We start from the raw sequence: 17,705 nt of genomic DNA on the forward strand, positions 1-17,705 counted from the left end.
GCTTCAGCCGCAGGACATCCGCGCCGACCTCTTCGATCTTGCAACAGGCCGCCATGCAGGCCGCCAGTCGGACGACGAGATCACCCTGTTCAAATCCGTCGGTGCAGCCCTCGAGGACCTCGCCGGTGCCATCCTCGCCTATGAAACCGTCCGCGACGGCAAGAAGACCTGATGTCCAGAATGCGACTGCCCCTGCCCTCTCTTCCGGTCACCGAGGTTCTGCCGGCGCTTGCCGCCGCGTTTCTCTCCGGCAACCGGGCCGTGCTGTCTGCGCCGCCGGGCGCCGGCAAGACGACGCTGGTGCCTTTGGTCCTGCTCGATCAGCCCTGGTGCACGGGCAGGATCATTCTTCTGGAACCGAGACGCCTTGCCGCTCGTGCCGCGGCGCACCGCATGGCCTCGCTGCTCGGAGAGGCGGTCGGAGAGACGGTCGGTTATCGCATGCGCCTCGACAACCGGATCTCCGCGGCCACCCGGATCGAGGTGGTGACGGAGGGTGTGTTCGCCCGGATGATCCTGGACGATCCGGAACTCACCGGCATCTCCGCCGTATTGTTCGACGAATTTCACGAACGTTCGCTGGATGCCGATTTCGGCCTGGCGCTCGCGGTCGATTCGCAAGGCGGGCTGCGGGAGGATCTGCGGCTCTTGGTGATGTCGGCAACGCTCGATGTGGACCGCATCAGCCGGCTGCTGGGCGAGGCGCCGACACTGACCAGTGAAGGCCGCGCCTTTCCGGTCGAGATCCGCCATCAGGACCGGGAACAGAACGAACGTATCGAAGACAGTGTCACGCGTGCCATCATGCGGGCCCATGCCGATGAAGAAGGCTCGATCCTCGCCTTCCTGCCGGGCCAGGCGGAAATCCTGCGTACGGCGGAACGGCTGACGGGCCGGCTGCCGCCGGAGACTGTGATCGCCCCCCTTTATGGCAACCTCTCCCAGAAGGAGCAGGATCTTGCGATCAAGCCGACGCTTGCCGGACAGCGCAAGGTGGTGCTGGCGACCTCCATTGCCGAAACCTCGATCACCATCGATGGTGTGCGCATCGTCATCGACAGCGGCCTGCAGCGCCTGCCGGTCTTCGAACCATCGACCGGCATCACGCGGCTGGAGACCGTGCGGGTGTCGCGCGCCTCTGCGGATCAGCGGGCCGGCCGCGCCGGGCGAACCGAACCAGGGATCGCCATCCGGCTGTGGCACAGCGGGCAGACGGCCGCACTTCCGGCTTTCACACCGCCGCAGATTCTGGCGAGCGATCTTTCATCGCTGGCGCTCGATCTCGCCCATTGGGGCGTGCGTGATCCCTCGGCACTGGCCTTTCTCGATCAGCCGCCGGCACCGGCATTGGCCGAGGCCCGCCAGCTGCTGCGGATGATGGGTGCGCTCGATTCCGACGACCGGTTGACGGAGCGCGGCCGGCAGATGCGCCGGATGGCGCTGCCGCCCCGGCTGGCGGCCATGGCGCTGGCGGGCGGCGAGCGCGGACAAGGGCTTTCCGCCTGCCAGCTGGCGGTTCTGCTAACCGAGCAGGGGCTGGGTGGCCCGGATGTGGACCTGGACCATCGGCTCCGTGCTTTCCGGCAGGAGCGGGGCGACCGGGCCGAACAGGCGAGACGGCTTGCCGCGCGCCTGGCCGATTCGCTTCCAAAAACCGCCGCCGCCGCCGAGCCCGTTTCGGCCGCCGATCTTCTGATGCATGCCTATCCGGATCGTGTCGCCCTTCAGCGTGGTGCGCGCGGCCGGTTCGTGATGGCCAATGGACGGGGTGCCGAACTGCCGGAGACAGAACGTCTTGCCGGCGCCAAGATGCTGGTGATCGCCGACCTGACTGGCCAGGCGGCGCGCGCGCGCATTCTGGCTGCGGCAGAAACCGGGCGCGCCGCGGTCGAGGCGGAACTTGGTCAATCGATCACACGCGGCGACGAAAGCTATTTCGACCGCGCGAGCCGGCAGGTACGGGCCCGGCGTGTCGTGCGGCTTGGGGCTCTTGTGCTCGAGGAATCGCCGTTGCCACGGCCGACAGGCGCCGCCGCCGCCCGTGGCCTGGCGGACGGTGTGCGCGAGCTTGGGGTCGATGCCCTGCCCTTTTCGAAGGATGGCGACCAGTTGCGCGACCGGATCGGCTTTTTATACCGCAGTGTCGGCGATCCGTGGCCGGACGTGTCCGACCAGGCCCTGCTCGACCGCCTGGAGGACTGGTTCATCCCGTTCCAGGAGGGACGCACCAGTCTCGATGCCATCGATGCCGGCAGCGTGTCGGAAGGTTTGCGCTCGCTGATCCCCTTTGCGCTGCGCCAGGATCTCAACCGGCTGGCGCCCACCCATTTCGAGGCGCCGACCGGCCAGCGTCATCCCATCCGTTATGATGGGGATGAACCGGTGCTGGCAATCCGCGTTCAGGAACTGTTCGGGCTGAAGGTACATCCGGCGATTGCCGGCGGCAGACTGCCGCTTCTTCTGGAACTCACCTCTCCGGCGCACCGGCCGATCCAGACGACACGGGACCTGCCGGGTTTCTGGGCAGGGTCCTGGAGAGATGTGCGCGCCGACATGCGCGGGCGTTATCCCAAACATCCCTGGCCGGACGATCCAGCCAATGCCGCGCCGACCCATCGGGCAAAACCCAGAGGAACATGATGAAGGACACGTCCGTGGAAGTAACCTCCCTCCGGCATGCCCAGTTCGGTCGGGCGAGCCGCACCATGCGCTTGCAGACGCTGGTCAGGCTCCGGTGGCTCGCCGTTGCGGGACAAACGGTTACCGTTCTGGTGGTCGCCGGCCTGTTTCAGTTTTCGTTGCCGATCCTTGAGACGGCGCTCCTGATTGCCGCGCTGGCGCTCGTCAATCTCTCACTGTCGCTGCGTTTTCCCGCAACCCATCGCCTGAAGCCGCTGGCGGCGCTGACCCTGCTCGGCTTCGACCTCCTGCAGATGAGCGGTCTGCTGTTCATCACGGGTGGGCTTGCCAATCCCTTTGCCCCGCTTCTCTGCGTGCCGGTCATCATCTCCTTCGCCTCGTTACCGCTCCGCCAATCACTGCTGCTGCTGGCATTCGCGATTGCCTGCACGACCTCGCTGACGGTGTCACCCTATCCCCTGCCATGGCATCCGGACGAGGTGCTGATCATCTATCCCGTCATGCAGCTCGGCATCTGGTGTGCCATCGTCTCGATGATGGCCTTTGCCGCCTTCTATGCCTATCGCGTTTCCATGGAGGCGACGCTGCTGGCCGATGCGCTTGCGGCCACCGAACTGGTTCTGGAGCGGGAAAAGCACCTGTCGCAGCTCGATGGGCTGGCGGCTGCCGCCGCGCATGAACTCGGCACACCGCTTGCGACGATCAGCGTCGTGGCCAAGGAGATGGAGCGGGAACTTTCGGGCGATGACCGGTTTCGGGAGGATGTGGCGCTGCTGCGCAGCCAGAGCGAACGCTGCCGCGACATTTTGCGGCGGCTGACCTCGCTTTCGGCGGAAAACGAGGAACACATGCGTCGCTTGCCCCTCTCCTCCCTGATCGAGGAGGTGACGGCACCGCACAGGCAGTTCGACATCACATTCAAGCTGGTGGAGAAAAGCGACCGGGCCGGAGAACCGGTCGGCAACCGCAATGCGGGCATTCTCTACGGGCTTGGCAATCTGATCGAAAATGCGGTGGACTTTGCCCGCAAGACCGTCACGCTGACGGTGGAACATGACGCAGACAAGGTCGCCATCACCATCGAGGATGATGGCGACGGCTTTGCACCGGACGTTTTATCCCATATCGGAGAACCCTATATGTCGACCCGGAACCGGGAGATGGATCGGGCTGGCGGTCTCGGATTGGGATTGTTCATTGCCAAGACCCTGCTGGAACGGTCTGGCGCAAGCCTGAGTTTCGAAAATCGCGGTCCGGACGAAAGCGGCGCGCGGGTGCGGATCGTGTGGCCCAGGTCGGTGATGGAAATAAAGGACTGAAACGCTCGGCCGCTGAGCCGAGTGGCCCTCCGCTTCGTAGAGACGAGGTGATGGCACCTGTGGAGAAAGACAATGATGGCAGACAAGATCGAGCACAGCGAGCCCAAGGATCCGGATACCACTCTCGGCGCCGATCCCTCGCTCCTGATCGTGGATGATGACGGTCCCTTTCTGCGGCGCCTGGCACGCGCCATGGAGAGCCGCGGTTTTGCCGTGGACGTGGCCGAGTCCGTGGCGGAAGGCATTGCCAAATCCCGTGCCCGTCCGCCGAAATATGCCGTGGTGGATCTCCGGCTCGGCGACGGAAACGGGCTGGACGTGATCGAGGCGATCCGCAAGGGCCGCGAAGATACCCGCGTGATCGTGCTGACCGGTTACGGCAACATTGCCACCGCCGTCACCGCAGTGAAGCTCGGGGCCGTGGATTACCTGTCGAAACCCGCGGATGCGGACGATATCTATGCGGCGCTCACCCAGCGGCCGGGCGAGAAGGCCGACGTGCCGGAAAATCCGATGTCGGCGGACCGTGTGCGCTGGGAGCACATTCAGCGCGTTTATGAGATGTGCGAGCGCAACGTCTCGGAAACCGCGCGCCGCCTCAACATGCACCGACGCACGCTGCAGCGGATTCTCGCCAAACGCGCGCCGAAGTAAGCGCTCACGCTTCTTCGAAACTCTGGCCGGTCGCCCGTTCGGCGGCCAGCAGGCGCTGCCCGGCGGTTCTTGCAAAACTGAGCGTAAGCGATTTGCGCGCGGCTGCCGATAGACGATGTTCCGGCGCCTCGCGCAACAGATGCGCGCCGTAGCCATCGGACAGGATGAGACCGCAGTCTTCGGGAAAGATCTCCAGCGGCACATCCTTGTGCGTCGCGAAATACAGCCGGTCGGAATAATCGCGATACTCCGGCCATTTCCGGTCGACTCGGAAGTCTTCGACAGACGTCTTGATCTCGATGATCCAGATCTCGCCCTTGGCCGATAGGCTGATGAGGTCCGCACGACGGCCATTGCCCAGCGTCAGTTCCGGCAGAACGGCGTGGCGCATCTCGTCCAGCAGAAGCTGCACACCACGACGCACCATCATCGCGCGAGCCGATTGCCGACCATCCACCAGTGGGTTGTTCGAGCCGATATTGACGATCGTCACCGCGGGTCTCTCCCTTCTCCCGGAATGTTGCAAAAAGACAATGGACGCTTCATTTGTGCAGTCGCGAAGAAAGCTGACTGAAACGTGCCTTGCCAAGCTCGTCTAAACGAAAATAAACCTTGCTTCAAAAGATGGTTTCACCCGTCTTTGCTTCCACCCCTGTTGCAAGAGAATTCCATGCGCATCCGCACAAGCATGCTTGCGTCCGGCCTGTTGGCATCCCTCGCCCTGGCCGGTTGCTCCACGACGTCTGAAACCAAGGACAAGCCGAAGGACGTCGCCGTCCGCACGCAGACCACCGAGATCTTCAGCGATGCCTACGGACCGGTGACCGATGCAGGTTACAGCCTGCCGGCCATCCCCGTCAGCCGGCTGGACAAGAAGTTCCACCGCCAGATCGTCGACTTCAAGACCGATGAGCGTCCCGGCACGATCATCGTCAATACGCGGGAGCGCTTCCTTTATTACATCCTGCCGAACGGCAGGGCCGTCCGGTACGGGATCGGCGTCGGCAAACAGGGATTCGCCTGGTCCGGCGAGGCTTATGTCGCCTGGAAGCAGGAGTGGCCGACCTGGCACCCGCCGAAGGAAATGGCCGTGCGCAAGCCGGACATCGCCCGTTACGTCGAAGACGGCATGGGCCCCGGCCTCAGCAATCCGCTTGGCGCGCGCGCCATGTATCTCTTCAACGAGAAGGGCCAGGACACCCTGTTCCGTCTGCACGGTACACCGGAATGGGCATCCATCGGCACGGCAGCCTCGTCGGGCTGCATCCGCCTGATGAACCAGGACGTGATCGATCTCTACAGTCGCGTCCGTCCGGGCCGCGAGACCAAGGTTGTCGTGATCCAGTAAGGATCGCCGACAGCACTCCATCAGTAAAAACGGCGCGGGTTTCGCGCCGTTTTTCGTTTCCGGGATCAGACGAGAGGATGTGCCAGGACGCGACCGCCGTCCTGGCATCGCAACAGATCAGGCCGCAGCCTTTGCCTTGGCCTCAAGCCGACGGCGATGCAGCACCGGTTCTGTGTAGCCGTTCGGTTGTTCACGACCCTTCAGGACAAGATCGAGCGCTGCCTGGAAGGCCACCGAATCATCGAAGCGGCCGGCCATCGGCTGATAAAGAGGGTCGCCAACATTCTGCTGGTCGACGATGGCGGCCATACGTTTCATGGTTTCGATCACCTGCGCCTCGGTCACCAGGCCATGATGCAGCCAGTTCGCCATATGCTGCGCGGAGATGCGCAACGTCGCACGGTCTTCCATCAGGCCGACATTGTTGATGTCCGGCACCTTGGAGCAGCCGACACCCTGATCGATCCAGCGCACGACGTAGCCCAGAATGCCCTGTGCATTGTTGTCCAGCTCGCGCTGCACCTCTTCCGGCGTCCAGTTCGGGCGCTCGGCCACCGGCACCGAAAGGATATCGGCGAGTTTGGCGCGCGCGCGCGACTTCAGTCCGTCCTGAACCTCGGCAACATTGATCTTGTGATAATGCGTGGCATGCAGCGTCGCTGCCGTCGGCGACGGCACCCAGGCGGTGTTGGCGCCAGCCTTCGGATGGGCGATCTTCTGCTCCAGCATTGCCGCCATCAGATCCGGCATGGCCCACATGCCCTTGCCGATCTGCGCATGGCCGGAGAGGCCACAGATCAAGCCGATATCGACGTTCCAGTTCTCGTAGGCTGCGATCCAGGCGGCCTGCTTCATGTCGCCCTTGCGGATCATCGGGCCCGCTTCCATCGAGGTGTGGATCTCGTCGCCGGTACGGTCGAGGAAGCCGGTATTGATGAAGACGACGCGCTCGCGCGCCGCGCGGATACATTCCTTGAGGTTCACCGTCGTGCGGCGCTCCTCATCCATGATGCCCATCTTGATCGTGTTGACCGGCATGTGAAGCGCCTTTTCCACGCGATCGAAGATCTCGCAGGCAAAGGCCACCTCTTCCGGCCCATGCATCTTGGGCTTCACCACATACATGGAGCCCGTGCGGGAATTCTGGCGACGGCCGTTCGGCCCGACGTCGCGCAGCGCAATCAGCGCCGTCACCATCGCATCCAGGATGCCTTCCGGCACTTCGCGGCCATCCCGGTCGAGGATCGCCGGGTTCGTCATCAGGTGGCCGACATTGCGCACCAGCATCAGCGAGCGGGCATGCACGGTGAGGTTCGACCCATCGGGCGCGGTGTAGGTGACATCCGGGTTCAGCGCGCGGGTAAAGGTCTTGCCGCCCTTGCTGACTGTCTCCTTCAGATCGCCCTGCATCAGGCCGAGCCAGTTGCGATAAACGACAACCTTGTCGTCGGCATCGACGGCCGCAACCGAATCCTCGCAGTCCATGATGGTGGTGATCGCCGATTCGAGCCAGACATCGGAAATATGCGCCGGATCATCCTTGCCGATCGCGGTCGAGGCATCGATGCGGATCTCGACATGCAGGCGGTTCTTGACGAACAGCAGACGGGTCGGTGCGGACGCCTCTCCCTGATAGCCGGCAAACTGGGATGGATCGGAAAGTGACAGCGAGGCCTCGCCGGCCTTGATCACCAGCGCGCCATCAACCACGGCAAAACCCGTCACGTCGCTCCAGCGTGCGCCGTCGATCGGCGCCGACTGATCGAGAAAGGTCCGGGCCCAGGCAATCACCTTGGCACCGCGGACAGGATTGTAGCCGGCACCCTTTTCCGCGCCATCGGTTTCGGCAATCGCATCGGTCCCGTACAGCGCATCATAGAGCGAACCCCAGCGCGCATTGGCGGCATTCAGCGCATACCGGGCATTCATGACAGGCACGACCAGCTGCGGCCCGGCAATTTCGGCGATTTCAGGATCGACATTGTCCGTCGTCACCTGGAAATCCGGTCCTTCCGGCAGGAGATAACCGATCTCGCGCAGGAAAGCCTCGTAAGCGGCCAGATCCGACGGGGCACCGTTCTTGCGGTACCATTCGTCCAGCTTTTCCTGAAAACGGTCTCGCTTGGCAAGCAGCGCACGATTCTTCGGAGCAAGATCATGAATGAGCGTCGAAAGCTCGGCGAAGAAATGATCCGGATCGATGCCACTGCCGGGCAGCGCTTCCTCCACCAGAAACGTCAGCAGCGCCTCGTCGATTGCCAGACCATTGCGTTCGATGCGGCTCATCCGCTTCCTCCATATTGACCAGTGTTGCACAGGTTTTTGCGCGCCCGTGGGCCTTAGTCAATGCGGCAATGGTGGAAGACTGACGAGAGACGATTCTGTGACAGTCTCACGACCTGCCGTTCAGTGTCTGTCGCGCGGCGTGACCCGCATGGGCAAACCGTCCCGCGGTTGGGTCGTCAGGCGCTGAATCGGCCAGGGATTGACGCCCGGTAGCGCATCGAAACGGAAGCGGGACATCAGGACGGCAAGAGCAATCACCGCCTCCTGCATGGCAAAGGTCGCGCCGATACAGACACGCGGGCCGGCTCCGAACGGGAGATACTGGAACCGGTCGATCTTGCCGCGGTTTTCCGGCAGGAAACGTTCCGGCATGAAAGCGCGCGGCTTTTCCCAATAAAGCACATGCCGGTGCAGGGTCCAGGGCATGACCAAAGCCGTCGTGCCGGCAGCAATATGCACCGTGTTGCCCTCCGGACTGGTCCACTCATCATCTTCGATGGCTTCGCGGTTGAGCGACGGGGCCGGTGGGTAAAGCCGCATGGCCTCCTCGAAGGCGGCCCGCACATAGGGCATCCGGTCCAGCCACTCGACCGGTTCGGCACCGGTGGCGAGCACGGTCGCGATCTCCCGTTCCATGGCCTCGCGGATGTGCGGGGACTTCGCCACACAATAGAGCGTCCAGGTCATGGCGCGAGCGGTCGTCTCATGACCAGCACCGATGAAGGTGAGGATGTTGTCCTCGATCTCATCCAGGGTCAGACCATCGGGGCCATCCAGATCGAGAAGAAGGGTCAGCAGGTCATCCGGCGTCGAGGCGCGATCCTCGGCCATCTTTGCCTTCCGTTTCTCCATGGTCTGTCGAACGATGCCGCGAAAATGGTCCATGACCTTCGGTCCGCCGATCCGCCGCAGACGCGGAACCCAGGGCGGCGCCCGCAGCAGGTCCATGGGGTCAACACGGCCCATCCGATGCAGCAGCGCCTCGACGTCATCGGAAAAGCGCTCGCTGTCGGTGACCACATCTCCGGAAAAAAGCGTGTCGATCAGGATGGCGAAGGTCAGCTCCGCCATGTCGATCGAGACGTCCTCGACCCTGCCCGAACGGCCGACATCAGCATATTTTTCAACATATTCCTCGGATTTCGCCAGCATTCTGCCCGCAAAACCCTTTGCGTGTCGCGGCGTGAAGACCGGTGCGACAGCCTTTCGCGACCGCTTCCAGACAGGCCCCTCGGCGGTCAGAAGGCCATCGCGCAGAATCGGCCGCAGGATCAGTTGCCGGACTTCCGCCATTCGGTAATTGGGGGCATTGTCCACCAGAACACGCCGGATCAGGCCGGGGTGGTTGATGATGACCGTTCGTTCGGAAAAGAACTTCGTTTCGATCCAGGGCAGTGTGTAGGAAGGCGCGCCCCACAGTTCCAGCGGATTGCGCAGAACGGTTCGAATGATCTCGAGCTTGCTCGGAGCATAGGTGCGTGGAACGGGTGCCGGCGGTTCGAAGGGCTCCGGGCGCATGTCCATCGGTTGCTTCCTGTCCTTGAGGATCACCAACCGCAGATATCGGCACTCACAGAAGCGATTTCAATTCATCCAGCTTCTCGTTGACCAGCCAGCCGTAATAATTCTCCTCGGGCCAGGAGAACCCGCCACCGCGATTGCGGGCGGCCAGCGCCGCGGCTCGCTTGGCGGAATTGCCGATGTTATAAAGCGTGGCGGTGATTCCCGGGTTCCGGGAGATGTCCATGCCGGCGATATCGGCATAATCGTCGATCGAGCGGCGAATGGTCGCGGCCATATAAGCAAGCGACTTGTCCGGATCCATGATGGCCCGATAGACATCGTTGGCGTCTGTCGCGTCGAGTTTTGGATATCCCGAACGGCGCGCCACCAGATCGGACTGCATCAGGGCCGTCAGCGGGTTGATCTGGCCGAGGCCGAATGTCTGTCCGGCATAAAAGGGCTGGAAGAAGACGGCGCTGAACCGGTTGTCCGGATAGGAAACGCCATCGACGCGGTTGCCGCGGAACACCCGTTCCCAGACATCTTCACGGCATGACCACAGTTTGTAGGAATCGGTAAACGCGGCGCACTTCTCGAATTCCGGCTTGCCGACGAAATCGGCGATGGACTGGCCCTTGTAACCGAAACGGAAGTTGTCGCCGGCATAGGCAGCGGCTTTCACGTAATAGGACTGCAGCCGGTCATAGGCATCGACATTATAGGTGTGCTCACCCACGATCGCGCCGATCATGTGGATCGGGTCGATATCGTACTGGCGAGCCGTCTGCTTGATCTTCGCAATCAGCGAGGTATCGCTCGCCAAAAGATCGCGGATCTTCTCGTATTTCTCGTCGAAGGTGGTCTTGCCCGCCCGTGTCCTTCGGAGGGAAGCGCCCGGCACCTTGGGCTGCTCGGCGTTGCGGTTGCCTGACGGCACAAGGGTAAGCCCGCTTGCCTGAACGTCAGGCAGCGCCCAGCAGAGCACCATCACCAATGCCAATACGAGTCTTTGCAAAATGCAGCATCCCTGCAGATGGCTGTTCGGTCGTTGATCTTCAAAAGGGAGTACGAACCGCCTGCGAATCACCCCGATGAAGCGTCACGCTTTTGTTGCATGATCCCTTACTGAAAAGCAGGGGGCGGAGTCGAGCCCGCCCCCGTCACTTTCCCGTCAAGCCGATGCTGGAGAGGATGCTGCGTTGCCCTGCCGCCACGCTTTAGAGGATATAGCGGGACAGGTCGGTGTCGGCTGCGATGTCGCCCACATGTTTGCGGACATAGTCCGCGTCGATCATCACCGTCGTTCCGGGGCGGTCGGGGGCATGGAACGAGATATCGTCCAGCACCCGTTCCATCACCGTCTGCAGACGCCGCGCGCCGATATTCTCGACCGAGGAGTTCAGATGCACGGCAACATCGGCGAGCGCATCGATCGCATCTTCGGTGAAATCGAGCGACAGCTGCTCGGTCTCCATCAGCGCCCTGTACTGGCGGATCAGGCTCGCCTCGGTTTCCGTCAGAATGCGACGGAAATCCTCCTTCGATAGCGGCTTCAGCTCGACGCGGATCGGCAGGCGGCCCTGCAATTCCGGGAGAAGATCGGACGGTTTTGCCACATGGAAGGCGCCGGAGGCGATGAAGAGAATGTGGTCCGTCTTCACCGGCCCGTATTTGGTCGACACCGTCGTTCCCTCCACCAGCGGCAGAAGATCGCGTTGTACCCCTTCGCGGGAAACGCCGGCACCAAGGCCACCGTCACGGGCGGCGATCTTGTCGATTTCATCGAGGAAAACGATGCCGTCGTTTTCGACGGAGCGCACCGCCTCGCGCTGGATGACCTCGTTGTCGATCAGCTTGTCAGACTCGTCGCGGATCAGTTCTCCGTAGGATTTGGCAACGGTGGTGCGGATCTTCTTCGTGCGGCCGCCCATGGCCTTGCCGAACATTTCCGAGAGGTTCAGCACGCCGATATTGGCGCCGGGCATCCCGGGGATTTCGAAACCGGGCATGCCGGAACCGCTGTCGGCCACCTCGACATCGATCTCCTTGTCGTCCAGCTCGCCATTGCGCAGTTTCTTGCGGAATGTTTCACGTGTGGCAGGCGAGGCCGTCGCCCCAACCAGTGCATCCAGAACGCGTTCTTCCGCGCTCTGATGCGCCTTGGCCTGCACTTCGGCGCGCTTCTTTTCACGCACCAGGCCGATGCCGATCTCGACCAGATCGCGGATGATCTGTTCAACGTCGCGGCCGACATAACCGACCTCGGTGAACTTGGTGGCTTCCACCTTGATGAACGGAGCACCGGCGAGCTTGGCGAGGCGGCGGGAAATCTCCGTCTTGCCGACACCGGTCGGGCCGATCATCAGGATATTCTTCGGCATCACCTCGTCGCGCAGGCTTTCGTCGAGCTGTTGGCGGCGCCAGCGGTTGCGAAGCGCGATCGCAACGGCGCGTTTGGCGTCATGCTGGCCGATGATATAGCGGTCCAGTTCCGAGACGATCTCGCGGGGGGAAAAAGTCGTCATGTGTAAACCTCTTCGGCGTCGACTGCGGTCGGCTCATCAAGCCCGGCGGCAGGACCCGTTGCTTGGACGTTGATTATTCGGCGTCGAGCGTTTCGACCACGAGATTGTGGTTGGTGTAGACGCAGATGTCGGCGGCGATATCGAGGGCACGCCGTGCGATCTCTTCGGCAGACTTGTCCGAATCCATCAGCGCGCGCGCCGCCGCATAGGCGAAATTGCCACCCGAACCAATGGCGATCGTGCCATGTTCCGGTTCCAGCACATCGCCATTGCCGGTGACGGCCAGCGTCACGGTCTTGTCGGCCACCAGCATCATGGCTTCGAGATTGCGCAGATACTTGTCGGTCCGCCAGTCCTTGGCAAGTTCGACGGCGGCGCGCATCAGCTGGCCGGGATACTGCTCGAGCTTCTTTTCCAGTCGATCGAGAAGGGTGAAGGCATCCGCGGTCGCCCCGGCGAAACCGGCGATCACCTCGCCCTTGCCGATCCGGCGCACCTTGCGCGCATTGCCTTTCATCACGGTCTGGCCAAGGCTCACCTGACCGTCACCGGCCATGATGACCTTTCCGCCTTTCCGTACGGTAATGATTGTCGTCATACTCACACCTGTCGGCCCATATGCGGGGCCTCTTTCGTGCCGGTCCATTCCGGCTGTTGGGGCACATGTAAGTGGTGCTTTGACGATTGCAAATCCTCGTCGACCTTTGGCGGCAACCGGTTGATCTCGCGGAATCGTTTGCACCGCAGCGGCGTGGCTGATAAGCAGCGCAGATTATATCAAGGCTTCAGCAATCCGGTGGACAAGATGAGCGAGCGCCGCGCTTCCGTTTCGCGCAAGACGAACGAGACTTCGATTTCCGTCACCGTCAATCTGGACGGAACCGGATCCTCGAAGATCGAGACGGGTATCGGTTTTTTCGACCATATGCTGGAACAGCTGTCGCGACATTCGCTGATCGACATGGAGATCGACTGCAAGGGAGACCTGCATATCGACGACCATCACTCGGTGGAAGATACCGGGATTGCGATCGGCCAGGCGATTTCCAAGGCGCTGGGCGACCGTCGCGGCATTACCCGCTACGCCTCGCTGGATCTGGCCATGGACGAGACCATGACGAAGGCCGCCGTGGATCTGTCAGGCCGACCCTTCCTCGTCTGGAACGTGACCTTCAGCGCACCGAAGATCGGCACCTTCGATACGGAGCTTGTGCGGGAATTTTTCCAGGCACTCGCCCAGAATGCCGGGATCACGCTGCATGTGATGAACCATTACGGCGCCAACAATCACCACATCGCGGAAACCTGTTTCAAGGCGGTTGCCCGCGTGCTGAGAACGGCCACCGAGATCGATCCGCGCCAGGCGGGCCGCGTTCCCTCCACCAAGGGCACGCTGGTCTGACGCCGTCAGGAGGAGCCTTGACCAGCTTTATCGTTCTGACACCCCCGGGGGGGCCGGATCGCGATCATGCTTCGACACGGTTCGTGGCGGACAGGTTTTCCTGGCTCGGCTTCATCGTGCCGGGGCTCTGGCTGTTGTTTCACCGCTGCTGGCTGATCGGCCTTGCCGTTCTGGCAGTGCAACTGGCGGCCGCCTGGCTCAGTGACCAGCCGGGCTTCTTCTGGGCCGGCACGTTTTCGGAGCTTGCACTTGGGCTTCTGATCGGCCTGGAGGGACGGCAGATCGTGGTGCGCAATCTCATGGCCAAGGGCTGGACCATGGTCGATGTGGTCGCGGCACCGGATCTTTCGACCGCCGAAATGATGTATTTCTCGAACCTTCCGACCGGGACACCGAAGCCTGCCGTTCCGGTGACCGACTGGAAAAACCTCTCCCCGCCCGCCCAGACGACCTCTCGACAGGGTCCGGCGCTTGGGCTTTTTGACATTGGTGGAGGACGCTGATGCGCGTTGCAATCATCGACTACGGATCGGGCAATCTCCGTTCCGCAACCAAGGCTTTTGAACGGGCGGCCCGCGAGGCCGCTCTCGAGGCCGAGATCATCCTGACCGACGATCCCGATGTGGTGGCCAAAGCCGACCGCATCGTCCTGCCGGGCGTCGGTGCCTATGCCGATTGCCGCCGCGGCCTTTCCGCCGTTCCCGGCATGGAAGAGGCACTTTTGGACGTCGTGCAGGCCAAGGGCCGGCCTTTCCTCGGCATCTGTGTCGGCATGCAGCTGATGGCCTCCCGTGGGCTGGAAAAGGACCTGACTGAGGGCTTCGGCTGGATCAAGGGCGACGTCGTTGAGATGACGCCCTCCGACCCGAACCTCAAGATCCCGCAGATCGGCTGGAACACGCTGACGCTGAACCGTCCGCATGCGCTCTTCGACGGTATTCCCACCGGTCCCGACGGTCTGCATGCCTATTTCGTCCATTCCTATCATCTGGCCGCCGAAAACCCGGATGATGTCGTGGCGACCACCGAATACGGCGGCGCGGTCACCGCCTTCGTCGCGCACGGTAATACCGCCGGTGCCCAGTTTCACCCGGAAAAGAGCCAGACGCTCGGCCTTGCCCTGATCTCCAATTTCCTGCGCTGGAATCCCTGACATGATCCTTTTTCCCGCGATTGACCTCAAGGACGGCCAGTGTGTTCGCCTGAAGCTCGGCGACATGGATCAGGCGACGATCTACAACCCCGACCCTGCCGCCCAGGCAAAAGCCTTTCAGGACCAGGGTTTCGAGTGGCTGCATGTGGTGGATCTGGACGGCGCCTTTGCCGGCGAAAGCCGAAACGGCTTTGCGGTGGACGCCATCCTGAAGGCAACGACCAATCCCGTCCAGCTCGGCGGCGGCATCCGCACCCTTGACCATATCGAAGCCTGGCTGTCGCGCGGGCTTGCGCGTGTCATCCTCGGCACGGTTGCCGTGCGTAATCCGGCGCTGGTCATCGAGGCCTGCCAGAAATTCCCCGGCCAGATTGCCGTCGGCATCGATGCCAAGGGTGGCAAGGTGGCGGTGGAAGGCTGGGCGGAGGCCTCCGAACTCGGCGTGATCGAGCTCGCCAAGAAGTTCGAGGGCGCCGGCGTGGCCGCGATCATCTATACCGACATCGACCGCGACGGCATTCTCGCCGGCATCAACTGGTCCTCGACACTGGAGCTCGCGAGCGCCGTCTCCATCCCCGTCATCGCCTCCGGCGGCCTTGCCTCGCTCGATGACATCCGCCGCATGCTGGAACCGGACGCGGCAAGGCTCGAAGGCGCCATCTCCGGCCGCGCGCTTTACGACGGTCGCATCGACCCGGCGGAAGCGCTTTCACTCATTCGCGCTGCCAAGGGAGGCCGTGTATGACCCTCAAAGCCCGTGTCATCCCCTGCCTGGACGTCAAGGACGGCCGTGTCGTCAAGGGTGTCAACTTCGTCGATCTGATCGACGCGGGAGATCCGGTCGAGGCGGCAAAGGCCTATGATGCGGCGGGCGCGGACGAGCTCTGCTTTCTCGACATCACCGCCTCCTCCGACAATCGTGACACCATTTTCGACGTCGTGGCCCAGACGGCCGAACATTGCTTCATGCCGCTGACGGTTGGCGGCGGTGTGCGGGCCGTCGCGGACATCCGCAAGCTGCTTCTCGCCGGCGCCGACAAGGTGTCGATCAATTCGGCGGCAGTGAACAATCCGGATTTCGTCGCGGAAGCCGCCGACAAGTTCGGCAACCAGTGCATCGTCGTCTCGATCGACGCCAAACGTCGGCGCACGCAAGGGTCGGGCCAGGACAATGCCAGCGCCTGGGAGATCTATACCCATGGCGGGCGCAACGCGACCGGCATCGACGCGGTGGACTTTGCCGTGCGCATGGTGGAGCGAGGGGCCGGCGAACTGCTGGTCACCTCGATGGACCGTGATGGCACCAAGATCGGCTACGATATCGAACTGACGCGGGCGATTGCCGATGCGGTTCGTGTCCCCGTCATCGCCTCCGGTGGTGTCGGCACTCTCGACGATCTGGTGGCCGGCGTGAAGGAAGGCCATGCAACGGCGGTGCTTGCCGCCTCCATCTTCCATTTCGGCACCTATTCCATCGGCGAGGCCAAACGCTACATGGCCGAGCACGGCATTGCGATGCGGCTCGACTGAGGAGACACATGATGAGCGGTTTTTCCCTCAGCGATCTGGAAGCGATTGTTGCCGAGCGCGCCACAGCGGATCCTTCGCAGTCCTGGACCGCCAAGCTCGTTGCGGCCGGCCAGGAGAAGGCGGCGAAGAAGCTTGGCGAAGAGGCAGTCGAAACAGTGATCGCCGCCATTTCCAACGACCGACACAACCTGACGGCGGAAGCGGCAGATCTGCTGTATCACCTGATCGTCGTATTGAAGATCGGGGGCGTTCCGTTGCAGGATGTGTTGAACGAACTTCAACGCCGCACAGCCCAGTCGGGCATCACGGAAAAGGCGAGCCGACAGCCAACATGACGATCGCCAGCCAGCCCATCGACTCCGACATCCCGCCCGAACCCTTGGCCAACGGCAATTATTCCCCCTTCTTTCTCTTCACATCCGAAGAATGGTCGAAGTTTCGTGCCGACACGCCGCTGACGCTGACGGCGGACGAGGTGAAGCGGCTGCGCTCGCTGGATGACCCGATCGATCTCGATGAAGTCCGGCGGATCTATCTGTCGCTGTCGCGCCTGTTGTCGGCGCATGTCGAAGCCTCGCAGCTTCTTTTCCAGCAGCGAAACCGCTTCCTCAGCCTGTCCGATCAGGTCAAGACACCCTTTGTCATCGGTATTGCGGGATCGGTCGCCGTCGGAAAATCCACGACCGCGCGTATCCTGAAGGAGCTTCTGGCCCGCTGGCCGTCCAGCCCGAAGGTGGATCTCGTGACCACCGACGGGTTTCTCTATCCGAACGCGATCCTTCGGCGCGACAACCTGATGGAACGCAAGGGTTTTCCGGAAAGCTACGACATCGGGGCGCTGCTGCGGTTTCTTTCCGCCATCAAGGCCGGAAAGCCGAACGTCAAGGCGCCGAAATATTCGCACCTGACCTATGACGTGCTGGCGGATGAATATTCGCTCATCGACCGGCCGGACATCCTGATCTTCGAAGGCATCAATGTGCTGCAATCGCGCACCCTGCCGGCCGACGGCAAGATCGTGCCGATGGTCTCCGACTTCTTCGATTTCTCGATCTATATCGATGCCGACGAAAACCAGATCCACAACTGGTATGTCGAGCGCTTCATGCGGCTCAGACAGACGGCCTTCCGCGACCCCTCCTCCTTCTTCAACCGCTATGCAACGATCACGGAAGAAGCCGCACTGGCGATTGCCGAGGGCCTGTGGCAGAACATCAACCTGAAGAACCTGCAGCAGAATATTCTGCCCACCCGCCCACGCGCCGATCTCATCCTGCGCAAGGGCAGCAATCACTTCATCGAAACGGTCGCACTCCGAAAACTGTAGGCGATGGATCGCCGGCAA

Annotated in this window: 18 protein-coding genes (1 of these 18 running past the window's edge); 12 read left to right on the top strand and 6 right to left on the bottom strand. The window is 62.4% G+C overall.

The features are described 5' to 3' along the window. The 4 genes from OU993_RS07485 to OU993_RS07500 form a co-directional block, all read left to right on the top strand. Nucleotides 1-172: the 3' end of an ornithine cyclodeaminase family protein gene (locus OU993_RS07485; protein WP_268155831.1), read on the top strand. Its footprint begins 782 nt before the window's first position; 172 of the gene's 954 nt are visible here — the last part of the coding sequence; its start codon lies off the left edge, out of view; it ends in the stop codon at nucleotides 170-172. Between the two features lie 8 nt (nucleotides 173-180). Then, a complete protein-coding gene (hrpB, locus tag OU993_RS07490; protein WP_268157562.1) occupies nucleotides 181-2,640 on the top strand; it encodes an ATP-dependent helicase HrpB in 2,460 nt (819 codons plus the stop codon). Beyond that, entirely contained in the window at nucleotides 2,637-3,959 is a 1,323-nt protein-coding gene (locus OU993_RS07495; RefSeq protein WP_442792884.1) for an ActS/PrrB/RegB family redox-sensitive histidine kinase, read from the top strand. The genes hrpB and OU993_RS07495 overlap by 4 nt, the downstream gene beginning before the upstream one ends. Nucleotides 3,960-4,034: 75 nt before the next feature. Continuing rightward, nucleotides 4,035-4,613, top strand: coding sequence for an ActR/PrrA/RegA family redox response regulator transcription factor (locus OU993_RS07500; RefSeq protein ID WP_268157564.1), 579 nt, complete (start codon nucleotides 4,035-4,037; stop codon nucleotides 4,611-4,613). 4 nt (nucleotides 4,614-4,617) lie between these two features. Here OU993_RS07500 and OU993_RS07505 read toward each other — a convergent pair whose 3' ends face one another. Next, nucleotides 4,618-5,106: an MmcB family DNA repair protein gene (locus tag OU993_RS07505; protein WP_268155833.1), complete on the bottom strand. Its 489-nt coding sequence runs from the start codon at nucleotides 5,104-5,106 to the stop codon at nucleotides 4,618-4,620. Between the two features lie 177 nt (nucleotides 5,107-5,283). Between OU993_RS07505 and OU993_RS07510 the strand changes: the two genes are divergently transcribed. Continuing rightward, the gene (locus tag OU993_RS07510) at nucleotides 5,284-5,961 is read left to right on the top strand and encodes a L,D-transpeptidase (protein ID WP_268155835.1); all 678 of its coding nucleotides are present in this window, start codon (nucleotides 5,284-5,286) and stop codon (nucleotides 5,959-5,961) included. A gap of 117 nt (nucleotides 5,962-6,078) precedes the next feature. On the opposite strand, the gene OU993_RS07515 is transcribed toward OU993_RS07510, so the two are convergent. The 5 genes from OU993_RS07515 to hslV all read right to left on the bottom strand — a co-directional run bounded on the left by OU993_RS07515 (nucleotide 6,079) and on the right by hslV (nucleotide 12,873). Beyond that, nucleotides 6,079-8,247, bottom strand: a complete 2,169-nt coding sequence (locus OU993_RS07515) for a malate synthase G (RefSeq protein WP_268155837.1) — start codon at nucleotides 8,245-8,247, stop codon at nucleotides 6,079-6,081. A gap of 120 nt (nucleotides 8,248-8,367) precedes the next feature. Beyond that, a complete protein-coding gene (locus OU993_RS07520) occupies nucleotides 8,368-9,771 on the bottom strand; it encodes a cytochrome P450 (RefSeq protein WP_268155839.1) in 1,404 nt (467 codons plus the stop codon). Nucleotides 9,772-9,817: 46 nt separating this feature from the next. Beyond that, nucleotides 9,818-10,738, bottom strand: coding sequence for a DUF1402 family protein (locus OU993_RS07525; protein ID WP_442792938.1), 921 nt, complete (start codon nucleotides 10,736-10,738; stop codon nucleotides 9,818-9,820). A 229-nt stretch (nucleotides 10,739-10,967) separates the two neighbouring features. Further along, nucleotides 10,968-12,275: an ATP-dependent protease ATPase subunit HslU gene (gene hslU, locus OU993_RS07530; RefSeq protein ID WP_268155844.1), complete on the bottom strand. Its 1,308-nt coding sequence runs from the start codon at nucleotides 12,273-12,275 to the stop codon at nucleotides 10,968-10,970. A gap of 73 nt (nucleotides 12,276-12,348) precedes the next feature. Beyond that, a complete protein-coding gene (gene hslV, locus OU993_RS07535; protein WP_268155846.1) occupies nucleotides 12,349-12,873 on the bottom strand; it encodes an ATP-dependent protease subunit HslV in 525 nt (174 codons plus the stop codon). 207 nt (nucleotides 12,874-13,080) lie between these two features. Between hslV and hisB the strand changes: the two genes are divergently transcribed. The 7 genes from hisB to coaA are packed head-to-tail and all read left to right on the top strand — an operon-like array spanning nucleotide 13,081 to nucleotide 17,687. After that, nucleotides 13,081-13,677 (top strand): imidazoleglycerol-phosphate dehydratase HisB, encoded by a 597-nt coding sequence (gene hisB / locus OU993_RS07540; protein ID WP_268155848.1) that lies wholly within the window; start codon nucleotides 13,081-13,083, stop codon nucleotides 13,675-13,677. A gap of 17 nt (nucleotides 13,678-13,694) precedes the next feature. Continuing rightward, nucleotides 13,695-14,180, top strand: coding sequence for a DUF2628 domain-containing protein (locus OU993_RS07545; protein WP_268155850.1), 486 nt, complete (start codon nucleotides 13,695-13,697; stop codon nucleotides 14,178-14,180). Then, nucleotides 14,180-14,830 carry an imidazole glycerol phosphate synthase subunit HisH gene (gene hisH / locus OU993_RS07550; protein ID WP_268155852.1) on the top strand — a complete coding sequence of 217 codons (651 nt, stop codon included), beginning with the start codon at nucleotides 14,180-14,182 and terminating at the stop codon, nucleotides 14,828-14,830. The genes OU993_RS07545 and hisH overlap by 1 nt, the downstream gene beginning before the upstream one ends. Before the next feature lies 1 nt (nucleotide 14,831). Next, entirely contained in the window at nucleotides 14,832-15,575 is a 744-nt protein-coding gene (hisA, locus tag OU993_RS07555; protein WP_268155854.1) for a 1-(5-phosphoribosyl)-5-[(5-phosphoribosylamino)methylideneamino]imidazole-4-carboxamide isomerase, read from the top strand. Further along, nucleotides 15,572-16,360 (top strand): imidazole glycerol phosphate synthase subunit HisF, encoded by a 789-nt coding sequence (gene hisF / locus OU993_RS07560; protein WP_268155856.1) that lies wholly within the window; start codon nucleotides 15,572-15,574, stop codon nucleotides 16,358-16,360. Before hisA ends, hisF begins: the two co-directional genes overlap by 4 nt. Nucleotides 16,361-16,371: 11 nt before the next feature. Beyond that, nucleotides 16,372-16,695, top strand: coding sequence for a phosphoribosyl-ATP diphosphatase (locus OU993_RS07565; protein ID WP_268155858.1), 324 nt, complete (start codon nucleotides 16,372-16,374; stop codon nucleotides 16,693-16,695). Continuing rightward, on the top strand, nucleotides 16,692-17,687 hold the full coding sequence (coaA, locus tag OU993_RS07570) for a type I pantothenate kinase (protein WP_268155860.1): 996 nt from the start codon (nucleotides 16,692-16,694) through the stop codon (nucleotides 17,685-17,687). Before OU993_RS07565 ends, coaA begins: the two co-directional genes overlap by 4 nt. The last annotated feature ends 18 nt before the right edge of the window (nucleotides 17,688-17,705 follow it).

Origin of the sequence: Rhizobium sp. SL86 (assembly GCF_026672545.1) — a bacterium.
Classification (GTDB): domain Bacteria; phylum Pseudomonadota; class Alphaproteobacteria; order Rhizobiales; family Rhizobiaceae; genus Neorhizobium.

Excerpts from the sequence above, each read along its gene's own strand:
- hisA (WP_268155854.1), top strand. The coding sequence starts at position 14,832 with ATGATCCTTTTTCCCGCGATTGACCTCAAGGACGGCCAGTGTGTTCGC.
- hisH (WP_268155852.1), top strand. The coding sequence starts at position 14,180 with ATGCGCGTTGCAATCATCGACTACGGATCGGGCAATCTCCGTTCCGCA.
- hslU (WP_268155844.1), bottom strand. The coding sequence starts at position 12,275 with ATGACGACTTTTTCCCCCCGCGAGATCGTCTCGGAACTGGACCGCTAT.
- OU993_RS07515 (WP_268155837.1), bottom strand. The coding sequence starts at position 8,247 with ATGAGCCGCATCGAACGCAATGGTCTGGCAATCGACGAGGCGCTGCTG.
- hisF (WP_268155856.1), top strand. The coding sequence starts at position 15,572 with ATGACCCTCAAAGCCCGTGTCATCCCCTGCCTGGACGTCAAGGACGGC.
- hisB (WP_268155848.1), top strand. The coding sequence starts at position 13,081 with ATGAGCGAGCGCCGCGCTTCCGTTTCGCGCAAGACGAACGAGACTTCG.
- OU993_RS07510 (WP_268155835.1), top strand. The coding sequence starts at position 5,284 with ATGCGCATCCGCACAAGCATGCTTGCGTCCGGCCTGTTGGCATCCCTC.
- OU993_RS07525 (WP_442792938.1), bottom strand. The coding sequence starts at position 10,738 with ATGGTGCTCTGCTGGGCGCTGCCTGACGTTCAGGCAAGCGGGCTTACC.
- coaA (WP_268155860.1), top strand. The coding sequence starts at position 16,692 with ATGACGATCGCCAGCCAGCCCATCGACTCCGACATCCCGCCCGAACCC.
- OU993_RS07565 (WP_268155858.1), top strand. The coding sequence starts at position 16,372 with ATGAGCGGTTTTTCCCTCAGCGATCTGGAAGCGATTGTTGCCGAGCGC.
- hrpB (WP_268157562.1), top strand. The coding sequence starts at position 181 with ATGCGACTGCCCCTGCCCTCTCTTCCGGTCACCGAGGTTCTGCCGGCG.
- hslV (WP_268155846.1), bottom strand. The coding sequence starts at position 12,873 with ATGACGACAATCATTACCGTACGGAAAGGCGGAAAGGTCATCATGGCC.
- OU993_RS07495 (WP_442792884.1), top strand. The coding sequence starts at position 2,637 with ATGATGAAGGACACGTCCGTGGAAGTAACCTCCCTCCGGCATGCCCAG.
- OU993_RS07520 (WP_268155839.1), bottom strand. The coding sequence starts at position 9,771 with ATGGACATGCGCCCGGAGCCCTTCGAACCGCCGGCACCCGTTCCACGC.
- OU993_RS07500 (WP_268157564.1), top strand. The coding sequence starts at position 4,035 with ATGGCAGACAAGATCGAGCACAGCGAGCCCAAGGATCCGGATACCACT.